At 67.3% G+C, this 22,261-nt stretch carries 20 protein-coding genes; 19 read left to right on the top strand and 1 reads right to left on the bottom strand.

Features of this window, described 5'->3' with window-relative positions:
• Positions 1–7: 7 nt before the first annotated feature.
• From BM193_RS05975 to BM193_RS05885, 19 genes are all read left to right on the top strand, one after another.
• The gene (locus tag BM193_RS05975) at positions 8–298 is read left to right on the top strand and encodes a DUF427 domain-containing protein (protein ID WP_092796161.1); all 291 of its coding nucleotides are present in this window, start codon (positions 8–10) and stop codon (positions 296–298) included.
• Positions 299–341: 43 nt separating this feature from the next.
• A complete protein-coding gene (locus BM193_RS05970; RefSeq protein ID WP_092796159.1) occupies positions 342–1,304 on the top strand; it encodes a DUF2157 domain-containing protein in 963 nt (320 codons plus the stop codon).
• A complete protein-coding gene (locus BM193_RS05965; RefSeq protein WP_092796157.1) occupies positions 1,301–2,965 on the top strand; it encodes a GDYXXLXY domain-containing protein in 1,665 nt (554 codons plus the stop codon). Before BM193_RS05970 ends, BM193_RS05965 begins: the two co-directional genes overlap by 4 nt.
• Before the next feature lie 104 nt (positions 2,966–3,069).
• The gene (locus tag BM193_RS05960) at positions 3,070–4,326 is read left to right on the top strand and encodes a metal-dependent hydrolase (RefSeq protein ID WP_092796155.1); all 1,257 of its coding nucleotides are present in this window, start codon (positions 3,070–3,072) and stop codon (positions 4,324–4,326) included.
• 107 nt (positions 4,327–4,433) lie between these two features.
• Complete coding sequence (locus tag BM193_RS05955) at positions 4,434–6,185, top strand: cation:proton antiporter domain-containing protein (protein ID WP_092796153.1); 1,752 nt, start codon at positions 4,434–4,436, stop codon at positions 6,183–6,185.
• 89 nt (positions 6,186–6,274) lie between these two features.
• Complete coding sequence (locus BM193_RS05950; protein ID WP_092796151.1) at positions 6,275–7,183, top strand: ion transporter; 909 nt, start codon at positions 6,275–6,277, stop codon at positions 7,181–7,183.
• Between the two features lie 157 nt (positions 7,184–7,340).
• Positions 7,341–8,321 carry a 3-oxoacyl-[acyl-carrier-protein] synthase III C-terminal domain-containing protein gene (locus BM193_RS05945; RefSeq protein WP_092796149.1) on the top strand — a complete coding sequence of 327 codons (981 nt, stop codon included), beginning with the start codon at positions 7,341–7,343 and terminating at the stop codon, positions 8,319–8,321.
• A 10-nt stretch (positions 8,322–8,331) separates the two neighbouring features.
• Complete coding sequence (locus tag BM193_RS05940; RefSeq protein WP_092796147.1) at positions 8,332–9,369, top strand: NAD-dependent epimerase/dehydratase family protein; 1,038 nt, start codon at positions 8,332–8,334, stop codon at positions 9,367–9,369.
• Entirely contained in the window at positions 9,362–10,192 is an 831-nt protein-coding gene (locus BM193_RS05935) for an MBL fold metallo-hydrolase (protein WP_092796145.1), read from the top strand. Before BM193_RS05940 ends, BM193_RS05935 begins: the two co-directional genes overlap by 8 nt.
• 5 nt (positions 10,193–10,197) lie before the next feature.
• The gene (locus BM193_RS05930; RefSeq protein ID WP_175533177.1) at positions 10,198–11,484 is read left to right on the top strand and encodes a F390 synthetase-related protein; all 1,287 of its coding nucleotides are present in this window, start codon (positions 10,198–10,200) and stop codon (positions 11,482–11,484) included.
• Between the two features lie 14 nt (positions 11,485–11,498).
• Positions 11,499–12,122 carry a phosphatase PAP2 family protein gene (locus tag BM193_RS05925; RefSeq protein ID WP_092796141.1) on the top strand — a complete coding sequence of 208 codons (624 nt, stop codon included), beginning with the start codon at positions 11,499–11,501 and terminating at the stop codon, positions 12,120–12,122.
• Complete coding sequence (locus BM193_RS05920) at positions 12,119–13,234, top strand: sterol desaturase family protein (RefSeq protein WP_092796139.1); 1,116 nt, start codon at positions 12,119–12,121, stop codon at positions 13,232–13,234. Before BM193_RS05925 ends, BM193_RS05920 begins: the two co-directional genes overlap by 4 nt.
• Entirely contained in the window at positions 13,231–14,355 is a 1,125-nt protein-coding gene (locus BM193_RS05915) for a fatty acid desaturase family protein (RefSeq protein ID WP_254785860.1), read from the top strand. The genes BM193_RS05920 and BM193_RS05915 overlap by 4 nt, the downstream gene beginning before the upstream one ends.
• 67 nt (positions 14,356–14,422) lie before the next feature.
• Positions 14,423–14,986 carry a GbsR/MarR family transcriptional regulator gene (locus tag BM193_RS05910; protein WP_092796135.1) on the top strand — a complete coding sequence of 188 codons (564 nt, stop codon included), beginning with the start codon at positions 14,423–14,425 and terminating at the stop codon, positions 14,984–14,986.
• A complete protein-coding gene (locus BM193_RS05905) occupies positions 14,983–15,627 on the top strand; it encodes a DUF4166 domain-containing protein (protein WP_175533154.1) in 645 nt (214 codons plus the stop codon). The genes BM193_RS05910 and BM193_RS05905 overlap by 4 nt, the downstream gene beginning before the upstream one ends.
• Positions 15,624–17,087, top strand: coding sequence for a TIGR01777 family oxidoreductase (locus BM193_RS05900; RefSeq protein WP_092796133.1), 1,464 nt, complete (start codon positions 15,624–15,626; stop codon positions 17,085–17,087). The genes BM193_RS05905 and BM193_RS05900 overlap by 4 nt, the downstream gene beginning before the upstream one ends.
• Before the next feature lie 86 nt (positions 17,088–17,173).
• Complete coding sequence (locus BM193_RS05895; RefSeq protein WP_092796131.1) at positions 17,174–18,562, top strand: ethanolamine ammonia-lyase subunit EutB; 1,389 nt, start codon at positions 17,174–17,176, stop codon at positions 18,560–18,562.
• 70 nt (positions 18,563–18,632) lie between these two features.
• Positions 18,633–20,075 (top strand): pyridoxal phosphate-dependent decarboxylase family protein, encoded by a 1,443-nt coding sequence (locus BM193_RS05890; RefSeq protein ID WP_092796129.1) that lies wholly within the window; start codon positions 18,633–18,635, stop codon positions 20,073–20,075.
• 12 nt (positions 20,076–20,087) lie between these two features.
• Positions 20,088–21,320, top strand: coding sequence for an ATP-grasp domain-containing protein (locus BM193_RS05885; RefSeq protein WP_092796127.1), 1,233 nt, complete (start codon positions 20,088–20,090; stop codon positions 21,318–21,320).
• On the opposite strand, the gene BM193_RS05880 is transcribed toward BM193_RS05885, so the two are convergent.
• Entirely contained in the window at positions 21,321–22,256 is a 936-nt protein-coding gene (locus tag BM193_RS05880; protein WP_092796125.1) for a hypothetical protein, read from the bottom strand. It abuts the gene before it with no gap.
• Positions 22,257–22,261: the final 5 nt, after the last annotated feature.

Genomic DNA, 22,261 nt, shown 5'->3' with positions numbered 1-22,261 from the left:
TAGTCAAATGCCAACAGCCAGCTGGAATGGCGCCGTCATCGCGCACGCCACGGACGAGCAGGTAGAACTCGTCGAAAACAATGTGTATTTCCCCCTCGCGGCCGTGAAGCAGGAGTATTTGCGTCCCAGCAGCCACACCAGCATCTGCCCGTGGAAGGGCACGGCCAGCTATTACGACCTCGTCGTCGATGGCGCCGTCAATGCCAACGCGGCCTGGTATTACCCCGAACCCAAGGATGCCGCCAAGCAAATTGCCGGCCACGTCGCCTTCTGGCGCGGCGTCAGCGTCGAACGCTGACCTGATTCCCCGAGTTCCCCACCATTCCCACAGAAAGCAGACGATGGATTTACGCCTCGCCGTGTACCAGCTCGCCTCGGCCAACGCGCTCGATGCCCAACAAACCCGGCAATTGCAGGAAGTGGCCGGCTTCCAGCGCGAACCGGCGCGCCTGGCCTACTGGCTGCCGCGCGGCGTGGCCGTGCTCGGTGCCGCGCTGCTGGGCATGGGGCTGATCTTCTGGGTCGCCGCCAACTGGGAAGAGCTGGGCCGCATGGGCCGCTTTGCCTTGCTGCAAGGCGTGTTTGCCGCCGCCTGCGTGGGCGCGTTCGCCGTGCCGAAGGCGCGCGTGCCCCTGCTGCTGGTGGCCTTGCTGGCCATCGGCGGGTTGTTCGCGTATTTCGGCCAGACCTACCAGACGGGCGCCGATCCGTGGCAGCTGTTCGCCCTGTGGGCCGCGCTGGCCTTGCCCCTGTGCCTGGTGGCGCGCAGCGACGTGCTGTGGACGCCATGGATGCTGATCCTGGCCACGGCCGCCGCCCTGTGGATGCAGGCGCATGCGCGCCACAGCTGGCGCATCGATTCGAACGATATCGGCATTTTCGTCAGCGGCTGGCTGGTCGTGCTGGCCGGCTGTGCGTTCGTCTCGCCCCTGCTGGCGCGCTGGACGGGCGCGGGCAGCTGGGCCTTGCGCCTGGGCCTGGTGCTGGCCACCATCCTCATCACGGGCACGGCCGTCAGCGCCCTGTTCGGCAGCGAGGTCGGGTCGCCGTACTGGGCGGGGCTGGCCTTGCTGGCTGTCGCCGCGACGGTGCTGGCCACGAGTCAGTTCTTTGACGTGTTTGGCCTGAGCGCCGTGGCGCTGGGCCTCAATACCCTGCTGGTGGGGGGCTTGATGTATTTGCTGTTCAACGGTGGCGGCGGCAGCGAGGTGGGCAAGCTGATCATGCTGGGCCTGGTCGCCGCCGTGCTGCTGGCGCTGACCGTGCAAGGCATCTTGTGGCGCACGCGCCAGGAGGCGGCATGAGCGGCGTGAATACCCAGCGCAATGATGATGCGCTCGATACCCTGATCGACGATGCCACGCGCGCCGGCCTGTTGCCGCCCGGCGCCATCCGGCCCGTGCAGGATGTCCGGCCGTGGCCGCTGGTGCTGATGACGGCGTTCGGCGCCTGGCTGGCCGCCATTCCCCTGGTGGTGGCGCTGGGCGTGGGGCTGGAAAGCATCGTGCGCCATGGACCCGGCGCGTATGTCGTGGCGGCCATCGTGCTGGTGGCAGCCGTCATGGTGATCCGCATGCGGGGCGTGGCGCTGTTTGTCGAGCAACTGGCCGTGCCCTGCCTGCTGGTGGGCGGCGGCTTGCTGGGCTATGCCTTGTACCGCGACTATTCCACGCAGATGGCGTCGCTGCTGCTGTGCCTGGCTTGCCTGGTGGTGGCCGCCGCCTTGCCGCGCGACTGGCTGCGCGTGCTGCTGGGAGTCGTCGCCTGCGGCCTGCTGGCGCTGGGCATCGTCGATAGCGGGCGCGACTGGATTTTCGAGAATGATCCCACGCAGCTGTATCTGGCCTGGATGCTGGCCCTGGCATTGTGGCTGGGCGCGCACTGGCTGCAAAAGCAGGCCTTCAACGATGGCCGCGGCGCGCCCATCGCCGCCTTCCTGGAATCGCTGTCGACGGGCTGGGTGCTGGCCATCTTGCTGGGCCTGGTCGCCTGGTCCGGCATGACCTTCATGCTGGGCGCCAGCGTGGGCGGTGGCTTTGTTGGCGAAGTGACGCGCGAAGTGACCCGGCACCAGGCCGCCGCCTGGTATGCGCAGGTGCTGAATGGGGTGTCGCTGGTGCTGGCCGTGGCGGCCGCCGTCTGGACGGGCTGGCGCTGGCCCGCATTGCGCCAGTTGCCCGCCATCGGCGTGGCGCTGGTGCTGATCGTGCTGGCGTGGTTCATGCCGGCGCTCGGTCCCGTGTTGCTGGTCCTCGCGTATTGCCTGACGAGCGGGCGCACGCGCGTGGCCGTGGCGGCCGCGCTGGCGGCGGCGTGGATCATCGGCAGCTTTTATTATCAGCTGGCCTGGCCGCTGGCCAGCAAGGCGGCGCTGCTGGCCGTGGCCGGCGGACTCCTGTGCGCGCTGTCGTGGCTGGCCACGCGCGGCAAGGTGCTGCACCTGGTGGAAAGCACACCCGCGCCCGTGGCGGCGCAAAGCCGGCATGTGCGCCTGGGCGTGCTGGCGGGGCTGCTGCTGGTGCTGCTGGTCGCCAATGGCGGCATCTGGCAGAAAGAGCAGCTGATCGCCAAGGGCGAGGCCATCTTCGTGGCGCTGGAACCCGTCGATCCCCGTTCGCTGATGCAGGGCGACTACATGCGCCTCAATTTCGTCAACCTGGGCGTCCTGAGTACGTTGGCCAGCGTGGAGCGGGCGCCGGGCCGGCCCCTCGTGGTGGCCCGGCGCGATGCGCGCGGCGTGGCCGAACTGCTGCGCCCGTACACCAACGAGGCGCTGGCACCGGGCGAATTCCTGCTCGAGCTGACGCCGAAGAATGGCAACTGGGTACTGGTCAGCGATGCCTGGTTCTTCAAGGAAGGCGAGGCGGCGCGCTGGGAAAAGGCCCGCTATGGCGAATTCCGCGTGCTGCCCGATGGGCGCGCCTTGCTGGTGGGCATGCGCGGGGAAGATTTACAGGCGCTGTAGCCGCTTGATTGAACAAACCCCATGGCAAAATCCGGGGTCGTACCCTGAGGGTACGATCCCGGCCTTTGTTCTTGCGGGGCGGCGGTATCCTGTAAAATTGCCCGATGGATAATATTACGCATTCGGTCATCGGCCTCGGGGTCGGCGAACTGGTACACCGCAGCCTGCCGCCCGAGCCGCAAGCCCCCGCACAGCGCACCCGGCGCGCGCTGTTTCTGTTTACGGCCTGGTTTGCCAGCAACGCGCCCGACCTGGACCTGGTGCTGACCAGGTTGCTGCCGCGTCCGTTCGGCTACATGCTGCACCACCGGGGCCACACGCATACCTTGCTGCTGGCCTTGCCGCAGGCGCTGCTGTTGCTGGCCCTGCTGTGGCTGCTATGGCCCGGCGCGCGGCGCTTGCTCAAGGAGAGCGTGCCCGCCCGCATCGGCCTGGCGGCCTGTTTGCTGCTGGGATTCTGCTTGCACATGGGCATGGATTTCCTCAATTCCTATGGCTTGCACCCGTTTTATCCCTTCAACAGCCGCTGGCTGTACGGCGACATGGTCTTCATTGTCGAGCCCATGTTCTGGGTGCTGCTGGGCGTGCCCGTGCTGATGTCCTTGCGTTCCGCCATCGTCAAAAGCGTGCTGCTGGCGGCCTTGGCGGCGGCCCTGTGTTTCTTCACGTATCAAACCTATCTGGCGCCGGCCTCGCTGGTCGTGCTGCTGGGGCTGGGCGCGGTCCTGGCCGTGCTGCAGGGGCGCGCAGGCGAGCTTGGGCGCGGAGGGCTGCTGCTGGCCTTTGCGCTGGCCGCCACGTTTATTGGCACGCAGGGCGTGGCCTCGGCCCTTGGCCGCGGGCGCATCGAGGCGGCCGTGCAGCGGCTGGACCCCGGCACGCGCGTGTGGGACGTGGCGATGACGGCGTTTCCCAGCAACCCGCTGTGCTGGATCTATGTCTCGCTCGACAGCAGGACGGACGCCAAGGCGGACGTCTACACCCTGCGCCGTGGCACCCTGAGCCTGCTGCCGGAATCGCTGGCGCCCGCCGCCTGCCCGGCGGGCCTGGCCGAGACGGGTAAGCAGGGCCAGCAGCTGGCGCCTGGCATCGCCGTGTCGGCCCAGGCGACGGGCAGCCTGGCCGCTCTGCGTGCCTTGCAGGAAGACAATTGCTATGCCGACGCCTGGTTCCGCTTTGCCCGCATGCCAAGGCTGGATGCGGACAAGCTGACGGACGTGCGCTTCAACCCGGACATGTTGCCCAATTTCACGACCGTCGAGCTGCAGCAGTTCCGCAGCCGGCCGTGTCCCGCGTATGTGCCGGGCTGGGACCGGCCCCGCGCGGACATGCTGGCGTTGCCGAAAGAGGGTGGACAATAGGGAATATGTTGCCTTGTGGCAAAAAATATCGTGTGCACACGTGCGGCGCCGTGGCCCGGCATGCGACACTATCAATTCAGCAAGAATGATATTTAGTTAGGATTATTTTGGAAGAGCAGCACGCCTTACCGTATTTGCGAGAAACCCTGCTGTTTCTCGCCCTGGCCGGAATTTTCATTCCGCTATTGCAACGCCTGAAGGTCAACCAGGTGCTCGGTTTCCTGGCCGTCGGCGCCCTGTTCGGGCCGTTCGGCTTTGGCCTGTGGGCCGGCGACTTCACGTGGCTGACGTATTTCTCGTTCGTCCGCGCCGAGCAGGTGAGCGGTCTGGCCGAGCTGGGCGTGATGTTCTTGATGTTCATGATCGGCCTGGAACTGTCGACGGAACGGCTGTGGGCGCTGCGGCGCTGGGTGTTTGGCGCGGGCGTGGGGCAGGTGGCTGTCAGCGCCTGCCTGATCGGCGGCGTGGCGTATTACTTTGGCCTGTCGCTGGAAGCATCCATCGTGCTGGGGCTGGTGCTGTCGCTGTCGTCCACGGCCGTCGTGATGCAGCTGCTCACGGACCAGCGCTCCCTGCAGACACCGGCGGGGCAGGCGGGCTTTTCCATTTTGATGTTCCAGGATCTGATGGTGGTGCCGCTGTTCATCCTGATCGACGTGTTCGCCAGCGGGCGCAGCGACGACCTGGCCTACCTGCTCAGCTTTGCGGCCGTGAAATCGGCCGGCGCCATCCTGCTGATTTACCTGCTCGGGCGCCGGGTCATCCGTCCCCTGTTCCAGTTTTTCGTCAAGAAACACCAGCCCGACGTCTTCATGGCCCTGACCCTGCTCAGCACCCTGGGCATCGCGGGCCTGACGTATCTGGCGGGCCTGTCGATGGCGCTGGGCGCCTTGCTGGCGGGCTTGCTGCTGGCGGAAACGGAATTTCGCCATGAAGTGGAAGTGACGATCGAGCCGTTCAAGGGACTGTTGATGGGCCTGTTCTTCATGTCCGTGGGCATGCAGATCGATGTGCGCGAGATTCTCAAGTCGCCGGTCCTGATCCCCCTGGCCGTGCTGAGCCTGTTTTTCCTGAAGACCCTGGTCATCAGCGTGATTTTCCGCATCGGCGGCTTTCACTGGGGGCGCGCCGTGGAAACGGGCGTGCTGCTGGGGCAGGGCGGCGAATTTGCCTTCATCGTCGTCGCGTATGCGCTGGGCACGAAATTGATCGGGCCGCAGGTGGCGCAGTTCGTCATGCTGGTGGTGGGCCTGAGCCTGTTCGCCACGCCGGCGCTGGCGAAAGCGGCGCGCGGGTTCGGCAACTGGTGGGAAAAGCGCCACCACCACCAGCTGGCCGACCTGGCCGAAGGCGCCCGCCCGCCGCAGGGCAGCACCGTCATCATCGCCGGTTTCGGCCGGGTGGGGCAGTTGCTGGCCAAGGTGCTGACGGAACAGGATATCGCCTATGTGGCGATTGAAAACGATGCGCGCCTGGTGACGACCCTGCATCCGCGCGGCTTTCCCGTGTATTTCGGCGATGCGTCGCGCGCGGAATTGTTGCAGAAGGTGAATGCGGACCGCGCCGCCGCCGTGGTGCTGACCATGGACCATGCGGCGTCCGTGCTGCACGCCGTCAAGTCGATCCGCCGCGAATATCCGCAGCTGCCCGTGTATGCGCGGGCGCGCGACGAGGCGCATGCGGTGGCCCTGATCCAGGCGGGCGCCACCCTGGTCGTGCCCGAAGCGCTGGAAGCGGCGCTGCAGCTGACGGCCACCGTGCTGCACACGGCGGGCCTGAGCGAGGCGCGCGCAGCCGATATCGTGCAAACCGAGCGCGACAGGCGCAATGCCGTGCTGCTGGCGAAGAAGGCACCCTAGCCCTAGCCCGCACGCAGCGGGCCGCCGTGCGCGGCAAATTATCTATACAATAATCAATGTATGAGCAAACTACCGACCAGATTATCCGCATGAAGGCCGCGACAAAGAGCGGGGCGGCCCCCCTGACGCCGCAACAGCTTGCCGCGCAGGAAACGCAGCAAAAATATGGCAAGCCCGAGCGGGGCTGGCGCGAGCAGGTGTACACCGTCATTTTCGAGGCGGAAACGCGCACGGGCCGCGCCTTCGACCTGGTGCTGATCGGCGCCATCCTGCTGAGCGTGACCGTTGTCGTGCTCAGCAGTGTGGCGTCCGTGGCGGCCCGCTATGGCGCCTGGCTGACGGCGCTGGAATGGTTTTTCACCATCCTGTTTACGGTCGAGTATTTCGCCCGCCTGTCCTGCCTGCAGCACCCGGTGCGCTACGCCAAGAGTTTCTTCGGCATCATCGACTTGCTGGCCATCGTGCCGACCTACATCGGCTTGCTGCTGCCGGGCGCGCACGTGCTGATCGATGTGCGCATTTTGCGCCTGCTGCGCATGTTCCGTATCCTCAAGCTCACGTCCTACGTGCATGAATACACGGTGCTGGGGCGCGCGCTGCTGGCCAGCCGGCGCAAGATCCTCATCTTTTTGTCCTTCGTGATGATGGTGGTCTTTCTGCTCGGCACCGTGATGTATGTCGTGGAAGGGCCGGATAACGGTTTCAGCAGTATTCCCACGTCGATATACTGGGCCATCAGCACCATGACCACGGTGGGCTTCGGCGACATCACGCCGCGCACCGACATCGGGCGCACCATCGCTTCCCTGATGATGCTGCTCGGCTGGGGCATCCTGGCAGTGCCTACCGGCATTATCAGCGCCGAAATGACGGTACAGCGCAGCTCCAAGCTGGTCACTACGCGTACCTGTCCCACGTGCCTGAAGGAAGGGCTCGATGACGATGCCAATTTCTGCAAGAACTGCGGTGTCGATTTGCCGCCGTTGGTACACGATTAACCTCGCCGGATGCCACCATCGCGAGCCGATGTGAGTTGTGGCCGAGACGCGCAACTGTGCGCCTGCGCAGTGCGCAACGCAGGCCGCACATCGCCCCGCGCGGTAGGTGGCATCCGGCGACTCTTGCGCGTGAGCGCACTAACTGATAAAAGCTGACATGATTCCAGTTCGCCTGATCGCGACGGGTAAAGCCGTACCGTCGCACAGCGTCACCTCCGCAAGCCTGGACCTGACACTGGGCCATCCGCCCGGCTATACCCTGCGCAAGAGCGGCGTGCTGTCGCGCTTTGTCGCGGCGCCCGACGAGTCGCAAAGCCAGCTGGGCGCCGCCGCCCTGCGCGACGCGCTGAAGAACGCCAGCCTGCGCCCGTCCGACATCGATTTGCTGATCTGCGCCTGCGGCGTGCCCGAGCAAGCCTTGCCGAACACGGCCTGTTTTGTCGCGGAACACGCGGGACTGCCGCCCGGCACGCCTAGCTTCGACGTCAACGCCAGCTGCCTCAGTTTCATGGCCGCCTTCCGCGTGGCCGCCGCGATGCTGGCGGACGGCGCCTACCGGCGCATCGCCATCGTCTCGTCGGACCTGGCCTCGCGCGGCGTCGACTGGAGCGAGCCGGAAGCGTCGATGATCTTTGGCGACGGCGCCGCCGCCGTCATCGTCGAGCGGGGCGACGGCAGCGCCGGCATCCGCGCCTACAAGATGGGCACGTATCCGGAAGGACGGCGCTACTGCGAAATCCGCGGCGGCGGCACCGAGCGCAACCCGCGCAATGGCTGCGAACCGGGCGACTACCTGTTCCGCATGGATGGCAAGGCCGTCTTCCGCCTGGCCGTCAAGGTGATGCCGGATTTCCTCGCGGAACTCATGACCGCATCGGGCGCGGGCCTGGAGCGCGTGGACGTGGTCGTGCCGCACCAGGCCAGCCCGCTGGGCCTCGCGCATGCGGCGCGCATCCTCGACGTCCCCGATGCTAAAATCATCAAGATCTTTGAAACCCATGGCAACCAGGTGGCCGCATCCCTGCCCACCGCCCTGCACGAGGCGGTGATGACGGGGCGGGCCGTGGCGGGCCAGCGCTTGCTGATGATGGGCACGGCCGCCGGCCTGACCATCGGCGGCATGATTCTTGATCTGTGAAGGTGATGCGATGAGGCGGATACTGGTCACGGGAGCGACGGGCGGGCTGGGGCGCAATGCCGTGCGCACCCTGCTGGCGCAGGGCGTGGAAGTGCGCGCCACCGGCCGCAACGCCGCCGTGGGCCGCGAACTGGAACGCATGGGCGCGCAATTCGTGGCGCTCGACCTGGCCCAGGCGACGCCGCGCCAGGTCGATGAACTGGTGCGCGGCATGGACACCGTCTGGCATTGCGCCGCGCTGTCCTCGCCGTGGGGACCGGAGCGCGACTTCATCGCCGCCAATGTCACGGCCACGGGCCAGCTGCTGCGCGCGGCCGCCAGCATGCACGTGGCGCGCTTCGTGCACATCTCCACGCCGGCCATCTATTTCGATTACCGCAAGCGCTGCGAGGTGCCGGAAACCTTCCGTCCCGACAAGTTTGTCAACGCGTACGCGCGGTCGAAAGCGATGGCGGAAAAGCTGGTGCAAGAGTGCGTCGAGCGCCACCGCGGCATGGCCTGCGTGATCCTGCGGCCGCGCGCCATCTTCGGCCCGCACGACCAGGTCTTGATCCCGCGCCTGGCGCGCGTGCTGGCACAGCGCGGCGGCAAGCTGCCGCTGCCCAATGGCGGCGCGGCCACCATCGACGTCACCTATGTCGACAACGTCGTGCATGCGATGTGGCTGGCCACGGTGCACAAGACGGTACAGTCGGGCGCCGCCTTCAACATCACGAATGGCGAACCGGCGCGCCTGTGCGATATCTTGCGCAGCCTGTTTTGCGACCATCTGCAGCAGCCGTTCGAGATCGTCAGCGTGCCGTACAGCGTGCTGGCGCTGGTGGCGCGCCTGATGCAGTTCGGCTCGCGCTTCACGCGCCGCGAACCGGCGCTCACGCCCTACAGCATCGGCGCGCTCAGTGTCGACATGACGCTCGACAGCGCCAAGGCGCGCAAGGTGCTCGGCTACCGTCCCATCGTCAGCCTGCAGGAAGGCATCGCCCTGACGGCGCAGTGGATGCGCCAGGAAGCGGCGGCGCACAAGGTGGGCAAGGAGCGCAATGGCTAGCATCACCGCGTTTCGCGTCGGCCACTGCACCCATCCGTCGTGCATGGTCCTGAAGGGCAGCGGGCTGGCCAGCCGCTGCTTCCCCTCGCGCGCCTACCTGATCGAGACGCGCGCGGGCCTGTACCTGTGGGACACGGGCTACGCCGAGCACTTCCGCGCCGCCACGTCGCAAGGCGTGTACCGCCTGTATGCGTGGGTGACGCCCATCTCGTTTGACGAGCATGAGTCGCTGCACGGCCAGCTGCGCGCGCATGGCGTGGCGCCCGGCGATATCCACACCTTGCTGCTGTCGCACTTCCATGCCGACCATATCGCCGGCCTGCGCGACTTTCCCGGCGCGCGGCTGATGGCCTCCCAGACGGGCTGGGACGCCGTGCGCGGTTTGTCCGGCGTGGCCGCCGTGCGCCAGGCCTTCGTGCCCGAGCTGCTGCCCAACGATATCGCCGACCGCCTGGCTTTTGTCGAAAGCGTGCCCGAGACGGCCTTGCCGGCGGCCTTGCTGCCATTTACGCACGGGCGCGACGTCAGCGGCACGGGCGAAATCTATATCGTCGACCTGCCCGGCCACGCCATCGGGCATATCGGCGCCTTCGTGCTGCAGGAGGGCGGCTGGACCTTGCTGGCGTCCGACGCGGCCTGGGTGCCGGAAAGCTTCCAGCAGCTGCGCGGACCGTCCGAACTGTCCTTCCTCATCCAGCACAAGCGCGCGCCGTATTATGCGACCCTGAACCGGCTGCACCAGCTGCACCGCTCGGGCAATGCGCACATCCGCATCACGCATGAAGATACGGCGGACTATGTTCCTGTGGCGGGCCGCCCGTGAAGCGCATGGTCTGGCTGTTGCTGGCGTACTGGCGCACGCGCCGCCTGCGTTTCGCCAGCCGCGCGCAGCTGGACGCCTACCAGCGCAAGCAGCTGGCGCGTTTCATCGATACCTTGTGCCAGCGCAGCACGTATTTTGCGCCGTACCGCAAGCTGCCGCTGGCGCAGTGGCCGACCATGAACAAGGCGCTGATGCTCGAGCATTTTGACGCCATGAACACCGAAGGGGTGACTTTGGCGCAGGCGATGGACGCGGCCATGGCGGCCGAACATAGCCGCGACTTCACGCCCGCCGTGGGCGACATCACCGTGGGCCTGTCGTCGGGCACGTCGTCGCGGCGCGCCGTGTTTACCGTCAGCCCCCGCGAAAAGGCGCAGTGGGCGGGCGTGATGCTGGCCAAGGCGCTGCCCGACGGCCTGTTTTCCGGCGAGCGCGTGGCGCTGTTCCTGCGCGCGAACAGCAATCTGTACACGGCCGTGCGCTCGCCGTGGCTGACTTTTGCCTTCTACGACCTGTTCGCACCGTTCGACAGCCTGTGCGCGCAGCTGGCGCGCTATCAACCGTCCGTGATCGTCGCGCCGGCCCAGGTGCTGCGCCAGCTGGCCTTGCGCGTCCTCGATGGCGGCCTGGCGCTGGCGCCGAAAAAAGTCATTTCGGTGGCCGAAGTGCTGGAGGCGCAGGACCGCGCGCTGATCGCGCAGGCGTTCGGCGCCGTGCATGAGATCTACCAGGCCACCGAAGGTTTTCTCGCCAGCAGCTGCGAGCATGGCGTGCTGCACTTGAACGAGGAATACGTGCACATCGAGCCGCAGTGGCTCGACGCTGAAGAACGTCGTTTTGTGCCCGTGATTACCGACTTTACGCGCATCACGCAACCCATCGTGCGCTACCGCCTGGACGACATCCTGATCGCGCGCGCCACGCCATGCCCGTGCGGCCGCGCCACGCGCGCCATCGACGGCATCGAAGGGCGCTGCGACGACATGCTGCTGCTTCCCTCTGCACGCGGCGGCGCCCCTGTCGCCGTGTTTGCCGACGTGCTGACGCGCGCCTTCGCGCAAGCCTTGCCGCCGGACGCCGACTACCGCCTGGTGCAGTCGGAAGACTGCGCCTTGCAACTGCACGCGGCCCTGGACGCCGCCGGCCTGGCCGCCCTGCGCGACCACCTGGCAACGGTGCTGCAGGGACTGGGCGTGGCCATCGATGGCCTGGAGTGGATGGTGAGCGGCGAACTGCCGTCCTTTGACCCCACCATGAAACGGCGCCGCATCCGGCGCCTTGCCACCGCATGAAATCTGTAGACACCATGACGCTGTATTCTCGCATGCTGCACCTGCTGGCCGGCTGGGGCAGCGTCGGCCTCGTGTATTTTTCCAGCGACCTGCTGCAAGGGCAGGGGGCGCTCCTGCCGGAAACGGCGCTCGATCGCGCCATTCCCTACAGCGACTCGGCCATCTGGCTGTATTTGTCCTTCTTCATCCTGATCCCCTGCGCCTACCTGGCGGCCGATGCGGCGAGGGTGCGCTGGCTGGCGCGCGCCATGGCGCTTTGCGCCCTCATGTGCGGCGTGGTCTTCCTGCTGTATCCCACCACGCTGGCCTATCCGCCCGTGGGCGACGGCACTGCCTGGAGCACGCAGGCGCTGCGCATGCTGCAGGCGGCGGACTCCACGCAAAACTGCCTGCCGTCGCTGCATGGCGCCTTGACCCTGCTGTGCGTGTGGGCCCTGTGCGACCGGCGCCACCGGCTGCGCTCCGCGCTGGCCGTGGCGCTGGGCGTGGCCATCTGCTACGCCATCATCGCGCTGCGCCGGCACGTGAGCATCGACCTGGCGGCCGGCCTGGCTGTCGGCATCGCTGGCGGCATGCTGGCCAAAATGCGCGTATTCTGGGCGGCGCGCCGCACCCTTTCCACTGAAACCGCATCATGATGAATCCCTTCGCCCTGTCGTTCCTGATCATGCTGGCCTTCGTGCTGGCCGAACTGCTGATCCTCAAATGGGTGCGCAGGACGCCGGTGCCGTGGAAAGACGTCATCTTCAACCTCAATTCCGGCCATATTCTGATGTGGGTGTTCCGCGGCGTGGAAGTGGCCGCGTTCGCCCTGCTGCTGCGGCATGCGAACCTGCACATCGTCGACCAATGGCCCGTGGCCGCGCAATGGGTCTTCGTCTTCTTTGCGTGGGACCTGTGCTTTTACTGGATGCACCGGCTGCACCATAAGATCCCGCTGCTGTGGGCCGTGCACGTGGTGCACCACCAGGGCGAGCATTTCAACCTGTCGCTGGGGGTGCGCAATTCCTGGTATTCGTCGCTGACGAATTTTCCCTTCATCGCCATCCTGGCCGTGCTGGGCGTGCCGCTGGAAATCTTCCTCGTCGTCTCGTCCCTGCATTACACGGTGCAGTTCTACAACCACAATGCGCTGGTGAACAAGTCCGGCATCCTCGACAAGTTCATGGTCACGCCCTCGCACCACCGCGTGCACCACGGCACCGATAAACGCTACATCAACCGCAATTTCGGCGGCACCCTGCTGCTGTGGGACAGGCTGTTCGGCAGCTTCCAGCCGGAGCTGGACGGCGTGGAAATGCGCTATGGCGTGAAGGGCATGACACCCACGCACAACCCCCTGCTGGCCAGCAACGGCAAACTGTTCACATGGCTGCGCGCGCGCTTCCCCCACTGGCAGTCGCGCGGCGCCTTCCACGTGCCCGAGCTGTTCATCGGCATCGGCGGCGTGATCCTGTTTGGCCTGGTGATCTATTACGTCAACCACGAGGCGGCGCTGGCCGGCGCGCAGCAAGCCACCCTGTTCGCCCTGATCTTTGGCGGCACGCTGGCGCTGGGCGGCCTGTCCGATGCACGCCGCTGGGGCGCCATCGCCTGGGTGGCCATCGCGCTGGCCATGCCGGCCCTGTTCCTCGGCTGGTATGGCGCGCGCGACGCGTGGGGCATGGTGTTTTTGGCCGCGCTGCTGGCGCATGGCCTCGATGGCGCGCGCCGCCTGTGGTGGCCGGCCGCGGCGGGGACGCGCGCGTGACGCCTGTGCCCCCCGTGCCCTCTTTGCCGCCGCTGCGTTTCCAGCCTGCCCGCGACTCCGCCTTCCGCCGCGAATTGCGCGCCCGCGCCGATGCCTATCTGACGGGCGAGGGGCGGCACCGCTTCGGCGACACGCGCCTGCATGCGAAGGCCGTGTTCCTCGCCGTGCTGACGGTGGGGCTGTACGTGCTGGCGCTGCGCGCCGGCAGCACCTGGCCGTTTGTCGCCAGTTATGTCGCCTGCCTGGTGGCGGCCATGACCCTGGCCATGAACACCCTGCACGACGCGGCCCACAGCGCCGTCTTCCGCAGCGGTTGGCTGAACCGCGTGCTGATCCGCCTGGTGAGCTTGCCCGTGGGCGTGGACACGGATTTCTGGACCATCCGCCACGTGCATTTCCATCATACGTATGCCAACGTGGAGGGCTATGACCTCGACACGGAACCGAATCCTTTCCTGCGCCAGACGCCGTTCCAACGCTGGGCGCCCCAGTACCGCTATCAATATCTGTACTGGCCCGTGGTGGCGGCGCTGTCGCTGCCGTATCTGAACTGGTACGGCGACTGGCTGGACCGCTTCGGCAAGACGCCCGTGGCCGCGCACAGCCGCCTGCGGGGCTGGCGCGGCTGGCTGTCGTTCCTGGGCTGGAAGCTGGGCCATGTGGCGCTGGTGCTGGCGCTGCCCATGTGGGTGCTGCAGCAGCACGGCATGGGCTGGGGCGTGGTGCTGGGCGCGTATTTCCTGGGCCAGATGCTGGCCTCGTGCGCGCTGGTGGCGCTGATCCTCGGCACGCACTGGGCCGAAGTGGACTTCTTCCAGCCGGGCGCCGATGGCACCCTGCCGCACGATTGGTACCAGCACACCTTTTATACGGCCTGCGACTGGACGCCGAAGCCGCGCGCCTTGCGCTGGCTCGGTTACTGGCTGGGCGGCCTGAATCTGCACCTGACGCACCACCTGTTCCCCACCTGGAGCCACCGCCACTACCCGGCGCTGGCGCGCATCATCGCCGACGTGGCGCCGCGCCACGGCCTCGCGTACCGCGAACTCGGCTACGGCCAGCTGCACGCCTCGCAGCAAGCCTTCCTGCGGGCCATGGGCCAGCCGCCCGCGCCGTCCTGACGAATCGCGCTTGACTGACATTCTGTTCTGTCTTACATTTCTGTAACGACAGAAATAAGAGAACGCCATGGAATTAAGCCCGACGACTCAGAAATACATCCTGCACTGGGGCGAAATGGGCACCCGCTGGGGCGTCAACCGCACGGTGGCGCAGATCCACGCGCTGCTGTTCCTGGCGAATGCGCCGCTGACGGCGGAAGACATCGCGGCCAGCCTGAACGTGGCCCGCTCGAACGTCAGCAACAGCCTGAAGGAATTGCAAAGCTGGGGCCTGGCGCGCATCACGCATGTGATGGGAGACCGGCGCGACCACTTCGTCGCCTTGCAGGATGTGTGGGAAATCTTCCGCGTCATCATGGAAGAGCGCAAGCGGCGCGAAATCGATCCCACCCTGACGGTGCTGCGCGAATGCGCCATCGAGGGCGAGCAGGACGCGGCGATACCGCCAGAGACGCTGGCGCGCATGGGCGAAGTGCTGGCCTTCCTGGAAATGCTCAGCAGCACCTACAGCGACTATAAAAACCTGCCGCCGGCGACCCTGCAGCGCATGCTGTCCATGGGCGGCAAGGTGGCCAAGTTCCTCAGCCCGGACGACAAGGCGGCCAAACCGAAAAGGGCGGGCAAGTCATGAACGGGCCATCGGAAGGGGAGCTGTTCAAGAAGGTGATGGGCGAGCGATGGCTCACCCTGCATCCGGACATCCGCCGCCGCTTCGAGAAAAATCCCGCGCCGGGCCAGCCCCTGTACTACCGGGGCGAACTGACGGAACTTTCCAGCTCGCGCCTGGGGAAGTGCCTCGGCTGGCTGACGCGCCCCTTCATCGACGGCGCCCTGATCCCGTATGACGACGCGGATTTCCCCGTCGATATCGAAGTGTATTCGCGCCCCGGCTGCCCCTTCATCTTCAAGCAGCGCACCTACCGCCTGCACGGCCGCGCGCCGATCCGTTTTACCTCTTACATGGCGGAAAGCGCCAAGGGCGAGGTGCTCGAATACGTGGGCATGGGCCTGGGCATGAAGCTCGTGCTGCACGTCGAGGATGGCAACCTGCACTTCACCAGCGACGGCTATTTTCTCGATATCTTCGGCTGGCGCCTGCCGCTGCCCGGCGTGCTCACGCCCGGCAAGACCTATCTGTGCCACCGCAACGACACGCCGCAGCAGTTCAACATCCGCATCGAGATCCGCCATGCGCTGTTCGGCACCACGTTTACCCAGGCCGGCGTGTTCCGCGAATCGGCCGCACCGGAGCATCACAAGGAGACACCATGAATACGCATCTGCTGGCCCTGCAACTGATGGCGGCGCAAGGCTGCCTGGGCGCCTTCGACACCATCTACCACCATGAAATCACGGAAGCGCTGCCGCAAAAGGCCTCGGCGCGCCTGGAACTGACCATCCATGCCACGCGCGCGCTGATCTACAGCCTGTTGTTCGTCGGCCTGGCGGCCTGGGAATGGCATGGGGCATGGGCCTGGGTGCTGGTCATCGTCTTTGGCGTGGAAATCGTCCTGACCCTGTGGGACTTCGTCGTGGAAGACCAGACCCGCCTCCTGCCCGCCACGGAGCGGGTCACGCACACGGTGCTGGCGATCAACGCGGGCGCCTTCATCGCGCTGCTGGCCCTGAACAGCAGCGCGTGGGCCAGCCTGCCGACGGCCCTCGTGTGGCAGCCGTATGGCTGGCTCAGCGTCTTCCTCGCCCTGTGCGGCGTGGGCGTGGGCCTGTCCGGCCTGCGCGACGCGTATGCCGTATGGCAGCTGGGCCGGCGCAAGGTGCAGGAGAAGCAGGAGCAAGAGGAAGACCTGCGCTTTGCCAGCGCGCCGCAATCCGTGCTGGTGACGGGCGCCACGGGTTTCATCGGCCAGCAGCTGGTCGGCGCCTTGCTGGCCGACGGCCATGCCGTGACGGTGCTGACGCGCCAGCCGAAGCAGGCCGCGTGGACGTTTAATGGCCAGGTGCGCTGCATTCGCTCGTTCGGCGAATTACCCGATGCGCAGCGCATCGACATGGTGGTCAACCTGGCGGGCGCGCGCATCTTCGGCAAGCGCTGGACGCCGGCGCGCAAGGCGGCGTTGCGCCGCAGCCGCGTGGCGCTGACGCAGGAGCTGGTGGCGTGGATCGCCCGCGCGCAGCACAAGCCACGAGTCCTGCTGTCGGCGTCGGCGATCGGCTATTACGGCGTACAGCCGCAGGGCGACGCCACGGAACTGGCCGAAGACAGCGCGCCGCAAGCGATCTTCATGTCGCAGCTGTGCCAGGAGTGGGAAGCGGCCGCGCGCCAGGCGGAGAAATCTGGCGTGCAGGTGGGCTGCATGCGTTTCGGCCTCGTCTTCGGCCACCAGGGGTCGCTGCCGCAGATGCTGCTGCCGGTCCGCTTCGGCGCGGGCGGCCCGCTGGGCAGCGGCCAGCAGTGGGTCACGTGGGTGCACGTGCGCGACGTCGTCCGCGGCATCGCCCACCTGGCGCGCCGCAGCGAACAGGGTGCGGTGAGCGGGGCGTATAACTTCTGCGCGCCGGAAGCGATTCAGCAGCGCCGCTTCGCCCAGGTGGCGGGCGCCGTGCTGCACCGCCCCAGTGTCATGCCCACGCCGGCCTGGGTCATGCGCGCCCTGCTGGGCGAGCAGGCCGACCTGATTGTGGAGGGCCAGCGAGTGGTGCCGCGCCGCCTGCAGGCCGACGGCTTTGCCTTCCGTTACCCTGAGCTGGACGGGGCGCTGCGCAGTGTATGACGTCGGGTGGTGTCGCGTGGCTCCCGGCGTAGAATAGGCATGCTCCGGGGTCAGACCCGGCGGGTCCGACCCCACAGGAGAAGTCTATGCCCCGCTTCAGCCATACGATAGACAGCCATGTTTACCAGTTCGCCAGCCTGAAGGAGCTGCTGGCAAAGGCCACGCCGCTGCGCTCGGGCGACGTGCTGGCCGGCGTGGCGGCCACCAGTGCGCGCGAGCGGGTGGCGGCGCAGCTGGCGCTGGCCGAGGTGCCGCTGTCGCTGTTCCTCAACGAGGCGCTGGTGCCGTACGAAGATGATGAAGTCACGCGCCTGATTGTCGATTCGCACGCGCGCGCCGCCTTCGCGCCGGTTTCTCACCTGTGCGTGGGCGATTTCCGCGACTGGCTGCTCGATGACGCGACGGACACGCAAACGCTGTCGCAGGTGGCCGCCGGCATCACGCCGGAAATGGCGGCCGCCGTCTCGAAACTGATGCGCCTGCAGGACCTGGTGCTGGTGGCGCGCAAGTGCCGAGTCGTCACGTCTTTCCGCAATACCCTGGGCATGCCAGGGCGCCTGTCCACGCGCTTGCAGCCGAATCACCCGACGGACGACGCCACCGGCATTGCGGCGTCGATGCTCGACGGCCTGCTGCTGGGCAGCGGCGACGCCGTCATCGGCATCAATCCCGCCACCGACAATGTGGCGCAGGTCGTCTCGCTGCTGCACCTGCTCGACGCCGTCATCGCTCAACATCAGATTCCCACCCAGTCCTGCGTGCTCACGCACGTCACCAATACGCTCGAGGCGATCCGCCGCGGCGCGCCCGTCGACCTGGTATTCCAGTCGGTGGCGGGCACCGAGGCGGCCAACCGCAGTTTCGGCATCGATTTGTCCCTGCTGGCCGAAGGCCGGGCGGCGGCCCTGTCGCTGGGGCGCGGCACGTCAGGGAACAACGTCATGTATTTCGAGACGGGGCAGGGCAGCGCCCTGTCGGCGGGCGCCCACCACGGCATGGACCAGCAGACGTGTGAGGCGCGCGCCTATGCGGTGGCGCGCGCGTATTCCCCGCTGCTGGTCAATTCCGTGGTGGGCTTCATCGGCCCCGAATACCTGTACGACGGCAAGCAGATCATGCGCGCGGGGCTGGAAGACCATTTCTGCGCCAAGCTGCTGGGTCTGCCCATGGGCTGCGACGTGTGCTACACCAATCACGCGGAAGCGGACCAGGACGACATGGATGCCTTGCTGACCATGCTGGGCGTGGCCGGCTGCAATTTCATCATGGGCGTGCCCGGTGCGGACGACATCATGCTGGGCTACCAGAGCACCTCGTTCCACGATGCCCTGTATGCGCGCCGCGTGCTGGGGCTGCGCGCGGCGCCCGAATTCGAGGCCTGGCTGGCGCGCATGCGCATCACGGATGGCCAGGGCCGCCTGAACGGCGCGCTGGCGCCCGCCTTCCAGGCGGCACTTGGCCGCCTGGGGCCGTAAAACGGCGCAAATTACGCCACGCGCGGGCGCGCCGGTGCGATAATCGGCGATCTCCCCCTCCGACACGACCATGCCGCCACCCGACCCCGATTCCCTCGATCCGCACGACTGGGATGCGTTCCGCGCGCAAAGCCACCAGATGCTCGACGACATGCTCGATTACGCACAGCAGATCCGCCAGCGGCCCGTGTGGCAGGCGGCGCCGGACAGCGCGCGCGCGGCATTCGCGCAACCGCTGCCGCGCGCGCCAGGCGACCTGGCCGACGCCCACGCCAGCTTCATGCGCGACGTGTTGCCCTACGCCGTCGGCAATGTGCATCCCGGCTTCATGGGCTGGGTGCATGGCGGCGGCACGCCCGTGGGCATGCTGGCCGAGATGCTGGCGGCGGGACTGAATGCGAACGTGGGCGGGCGCAACCAGATGCCGGTGGAAGTGGAGCGCCAGATCGCGCGCTGGATGGCCGAGCTGTTCGGCTTTCCCGACACGGCCAGCGGCGTGTTCGTCACGGGCACCTCGATGGCCAACCTGATGGGCGTGCTGGTGGCGCGCACGCAGGCGCTGGGCGTGGCGGCCCGCCAGGATGGCTTGCAGGGCGCGCCGCTGGTGGCGTATACGTCGGCCGCCGCGCATGGCTGCATCGCGCAGGCGATGGATCTGTCGGGCCTGGGCACGGCCGCCCTGCGCCGCATCGCGGTGAATGGCCGGCAGCAGATCGACGTGGCCGCGCTGGCGCAGGCGGTCGCCGCCGACCGCGCGGCGGGTCTGCGTCCGTTTTTCATCGCCGGCACGGCCGGCACCGTGGACACGGGCGCCATCGACGATTTGCCGGCGCTGGCGGCACTGGCCGCGAAGGAGCAGCTGTGGTTCCACGTGGATGGCGCGTATGGCGCGCTGGGCATGCTCTCGCCCCAGCTCGCCCCCCTGCTGGCCGGCATCGAGCGCGCCGACTCGCTGGCATTCGACTTCCACAAGTGGGGGCAGGTGCCGTATGACGCGGGCTTCCTGCTGGTGCGCGATGGCGCGCGCCACATGGCGGCATTCGCCGCGCCGGCCGCCTATCTGCGGCGCGAAGCGCGGGGGCTGGCGGGCGGCTCGCCATGGCCCTGCGATTTCGGCCCCGACCTGTCGCGCGGTTTCCGCGCCCTGAAAACCTGGTTCACCTTCAAGGTGCACGGCGCCGAACGCATGGGCGCGGCCATCGCCCACACCTGCGCGCTGGCGCGCCATCTGGCCGAGCGAGTGCAAGCGACGCCGGAGCTGGAATTGCTGGCACCCGTGACCCTGAACATCGTCTGCTTCCGCCACCGTGGCACAGCCGATGGCGACAGCGATGCCTTCAACGGCGAGATCGTCGCCGACCTGCACGAGTCGGGCATCGCCGCGCCATCGACCACCACCATCGCCGGGCGGCTGGCCATCCGCGCCGCCATCGTCAATCACCGCACGCGCGAAGAGGACATCGACGCGCTGCTGGCAGGCGTGCTGCGCTTTGGCGCCGCGCGCCTGTCCTGAAAGGGAGTCACCATGAACGAGTTGCTGCACCACGCCGCCACGCCGTATGCGCCGCTGATCGGCGTGGCGCCCCTGATGCGCCGCGCCTTTCTGCAGGAAGACCTGGCGCCGCTGGGCGAGGCGCTGCTGGCGCGCGCGCAGGCGCATCCCGACGACGCGCACGCCTACCTGGACTTTTCCACCGTGCTGCAATTGAAGGGCGAGCGCGAGATGGCGCTGGCCGTGCAGGCGCAGGCGATCGAACTGCAGCAGCTGTATGCGCTGCCCGCGCAGGCGCCGCAGTCTGGGCCCGGCATGCGCGTGCTGGTGCTGATGGGACCAGGCGATTTGATGTCGAACACGCCCATCGAATTCCTCGTCGAGCAGTCCGACGTAGCGCTCGACCTGCTGTATGTGACGGCGGACGGGCCCTTGCCGGAAGAGGTGCCGGACCACGACGTGCTGCTGGTGGGCGTGGCCGAATCGGACGCCAACCAGCCCTTGCTGGCGCTGCTGGCGCAATTCGTGGCCGACTGGCCGCGCCCCGTCGTCAACCTGCCGCAGCATATCGCGCATACCTCGCGCGACGGCCTGTGCGAGAAGCTGCGCGACGTGCCTGGCGTGGCCATGCCGCGCACGGCGCGCGTCAGCCGCGCGCAGCTGGCGGCGCTGGCCTCGGGCGAGTTGCCGCTCGACGCGGTGCTGCCCGGCGACGCCTTTCCCCTGATCGTGCGCCCGCTCGGTTCGCACGCGGGCCACGACCTGGAAAAGATGGAACAGGCGGGCGACTTGCACGCCTACCTGCAGGCCGTCGACGCGCAGCGCTTTTATATCGCCCGCTTCGTCGACTATCGCGGCGACGACGGCCAGTTCCGCAAGTACCGCATCGTGCTGGTCGATGGCGTGCCCTACATCTGCCACTTTGCCGTGTCGTCGCACTGGATGATCCATTACCTGAACGCGGGCATGGATGCCAGCGCGGCCAAGCGCGCCGAGGAGGCGCACTGCATGGCGCATTTCGACGAGGGATTCGCGCGGCGCCATGCGGCCGCCCTGCGCGCCATCGACGCGCGCATGGGCATGCCCTACCTGGGCATCGATTGCGCCGAGACGCGCGATGGCGAGCTGCTGGTGTTCGAGGCCGACAATGCCATGATCGTGCACGCCATGGATGCGCAAGCGCTGTATCCGTACAAGCGGCCCGCCATGCAGAAGGTGTTTACGGCGTTTCGCGCCATGCTGGCACGAGCGGCAGCGGGCAGCTGATCAGCTGCCGAGCAGCTGCTCCAGCAGCCTGCGCTTGGCCGCGCTGCGCCCGGCCTCCCAGTAGCCGTCGAACTGCAGCAGCAGGGTGCTGTCGTGGAAAATGCGGATGCGGTGGGGCTGTTGCAACATGATGGCGTGCACGTAGCTGGCGAACGATTCGGCAAAGTCTTCATGCATGCTGGTGGCCGCGTACAGGGTGGCGAAGTTGGCGCCCTGCAGCTGCGCATACGCGTCGCGCATCTGGCTGGCGGCCAGGCGCGGCGCCTGGTAATACGCGATGTCCGCGCGCAGGGGGAAGTCGTTTTCGGGCAGGGGCATGGTCTGCAGCGCCGGCGTGATCTGCCAGGCCAGCGGCAGATAATGGTAGTCGTCGGCGTCGCGCATGACCTGCGCGGCGTTCCACCATTCGGGCAGCAAGCCGCGGCCGGCGGCCAGCACATGGCCGAATTCATGCAGCAGCAGGTATTGCAGCGCGCGCTGGCGGTTGTCGTCGCCCGGCGCGGCGATCTGCACCTCCAGCCGATAGCCTGGCTGCGGCGCGAATGGCGTGTTTTCCTTCCAGGTGGCCCAGGCATTGGCCGTGCGCGCCTCGAACGCGTCCACGTCGAGCGCCACCACCACCCCCAGGATCACGCCTTCGCCGCTGACGACGATATCGCTGATGGCCGAAGAACCCAGCCGCCGCGCATAGCGCACGCCCAGCAGCACCCCATCGAGCAGCACCTGCACGGAGGGCGGCATGGCGGCCATCGCCGCACGCACGTCGGCGTGGAAGCCGTCATCGACCCGCGTGGAGGCGGGTTGCGCGGCGACGCCGGTGGCGGCATTGACCTGCGCCACATGGTTGATGATTTCATCCTGGGCGGGGCCGAGCCGATCGAGCAGGGGCACATCGTACAGCTGGTCCCACAGCGCGGCATCGGCGGCAACAATCATGGCGT

It is taken from the genome of Janthinobacterium sp. 344 (assembly GCF_900112025.1).
Classification (GTDB): Bacteria; Pseudomonadota; Gammaproteobacteria; order Burkholderiales; family Burkholderiaceae_D; genus Janthinobacterium.
Note: the sequence above shows the minus strand (reverse complement) of the source record. Positions and strands in the feature narration are given on the sequence as shown.

Excerpts from the sequence above, each read along its gene's own strand:
- BM193_RS05885 (WP_092796127.1), top strand. The coding sequence starts at position 20,088 with ATGAACGAGTTGCTGCACCACGCCGCCACGCCGTATGCGCCGCTGATC.
- BM193_RS05880 (WP_092796125.1), bottom strand. The coding sequence starts at position 22,256 with ATGATTGTTGCCGCCGATGCCGCGCTGTGGGACCAGCTGTACGATGTG.
- BM193_RS05940 (WP_092796147.1), top strand. The coding sequence starts at position 8,332 with ATGAGGCGGATACTGGTCACGGGAGCGACGGGCGGGCTGGGGCGCAAT.
- BM193_RS05965 (WP_092796157.1), top strand. The coding sequence starts at position 1,301 with ATGAGCGGCGTGAATACCCAGCGCAATGATGATGCGCTCGATACCCTG.
- BM193_RS05945 (WP_092796149.1), top strand. The coding sequence starts at position 7,341 with ATGATTCCAGTTCGCCTGATCGCGACGGGTAAAGCCGTACCGTCGCAC.
- BM193_RS05930 (WP_175533177.1), top strand. The coding sequence starts at position 10,198 with ATGGTCTGGCTGTTGCTGGCGTACTGGCGCACGCGCCGCCTGCGTTTC.
- BM193_RS05970 (WP_092796159.1), top strand. The coding sequence starts at position 342 with ATGGATTTACGCCTCGCCGTGTACCAGCTCGCCTCGGCCAACGCGCTC.
- BM193_RS05950 (WP_092796151.1), top strand. The coding sequence starts at position 6,275 with ATGAAGGCCGCGACAAAGAGCGGGGCGGCCCCCCTGACGCCGCAACAG.
- BM193_RS05975 (WP_092796161.1), top strand. The coding sequence starts at position 8 with ATGCCAACAGCCAGCTGGAATGGCGCCGTCATCGCGCACGCCACGGAC.
- BM193_RS05920 (WP_092796139.1), top strand. The coding sequence starts at position 12,119 with ATGATGAATCCCTTCGCCCTGTCGTTCCTGATCATGCTGGCCTTCGTG.
- BM193_RS05910 (WP_092796135.1), top strand. The coding sequence starts at position 14,423 with ATGGAATTAAGCCCGACGACTCAGAAATACATCCTGCACTGGGGCGAA.
- BM193_RS05960 (WP_092796155.1), top strand. The coding sequence starts at position 3,070 with ATGGATAATATTACGCATTCGGTCATCGGCCTCGGGGTCGGCGAACTG.
- BM193_RS05935 (WP_092796145.1), top strand. The coding sequence starts at position 9,362 with ATGGCTAGCATCACCGCGTTTCGCGTCGGCCACTGCACCCATCCGTCG.
- BM193_RS05895 (WP_092796131.1), top strand. The coding sequence starts at position 17,174 with ATGCCCCGCTTCAGCCATACGATAGACAGCCATGTTTACCAGTTCGCC.
- BM193_RS05905 (WP_175533154.1), top strand. The coding sequence starts at position 14,983 with ATGAACGGGCCATCGGAAGGGGAGCTGTTCAAGAAGGTGATGGGCGAG.
- BM193_RS05890 (WP_092796129.1), top strand. The coding sequence starts at position 18,633 with ATGCCGCCACCCGACCCCGATTCCCTCGATCCGCACGACTGGGATGCG.
- BM193_RS05925 (WP_092796141.1), top strand. The coding sequence starts at position 11,499 with ATGACGCTGTATTCTCGCATGCTGCACCTGCTGGCCGGCTGGGGCAGC.
- BM193_RS05900 (WP_092796133.1), top strand. The coding sequence starts at position 15,624 with ATGAATACGCATCTGCTGGCCCTGCAACTGATGGCGGCGCAAGGCTGC.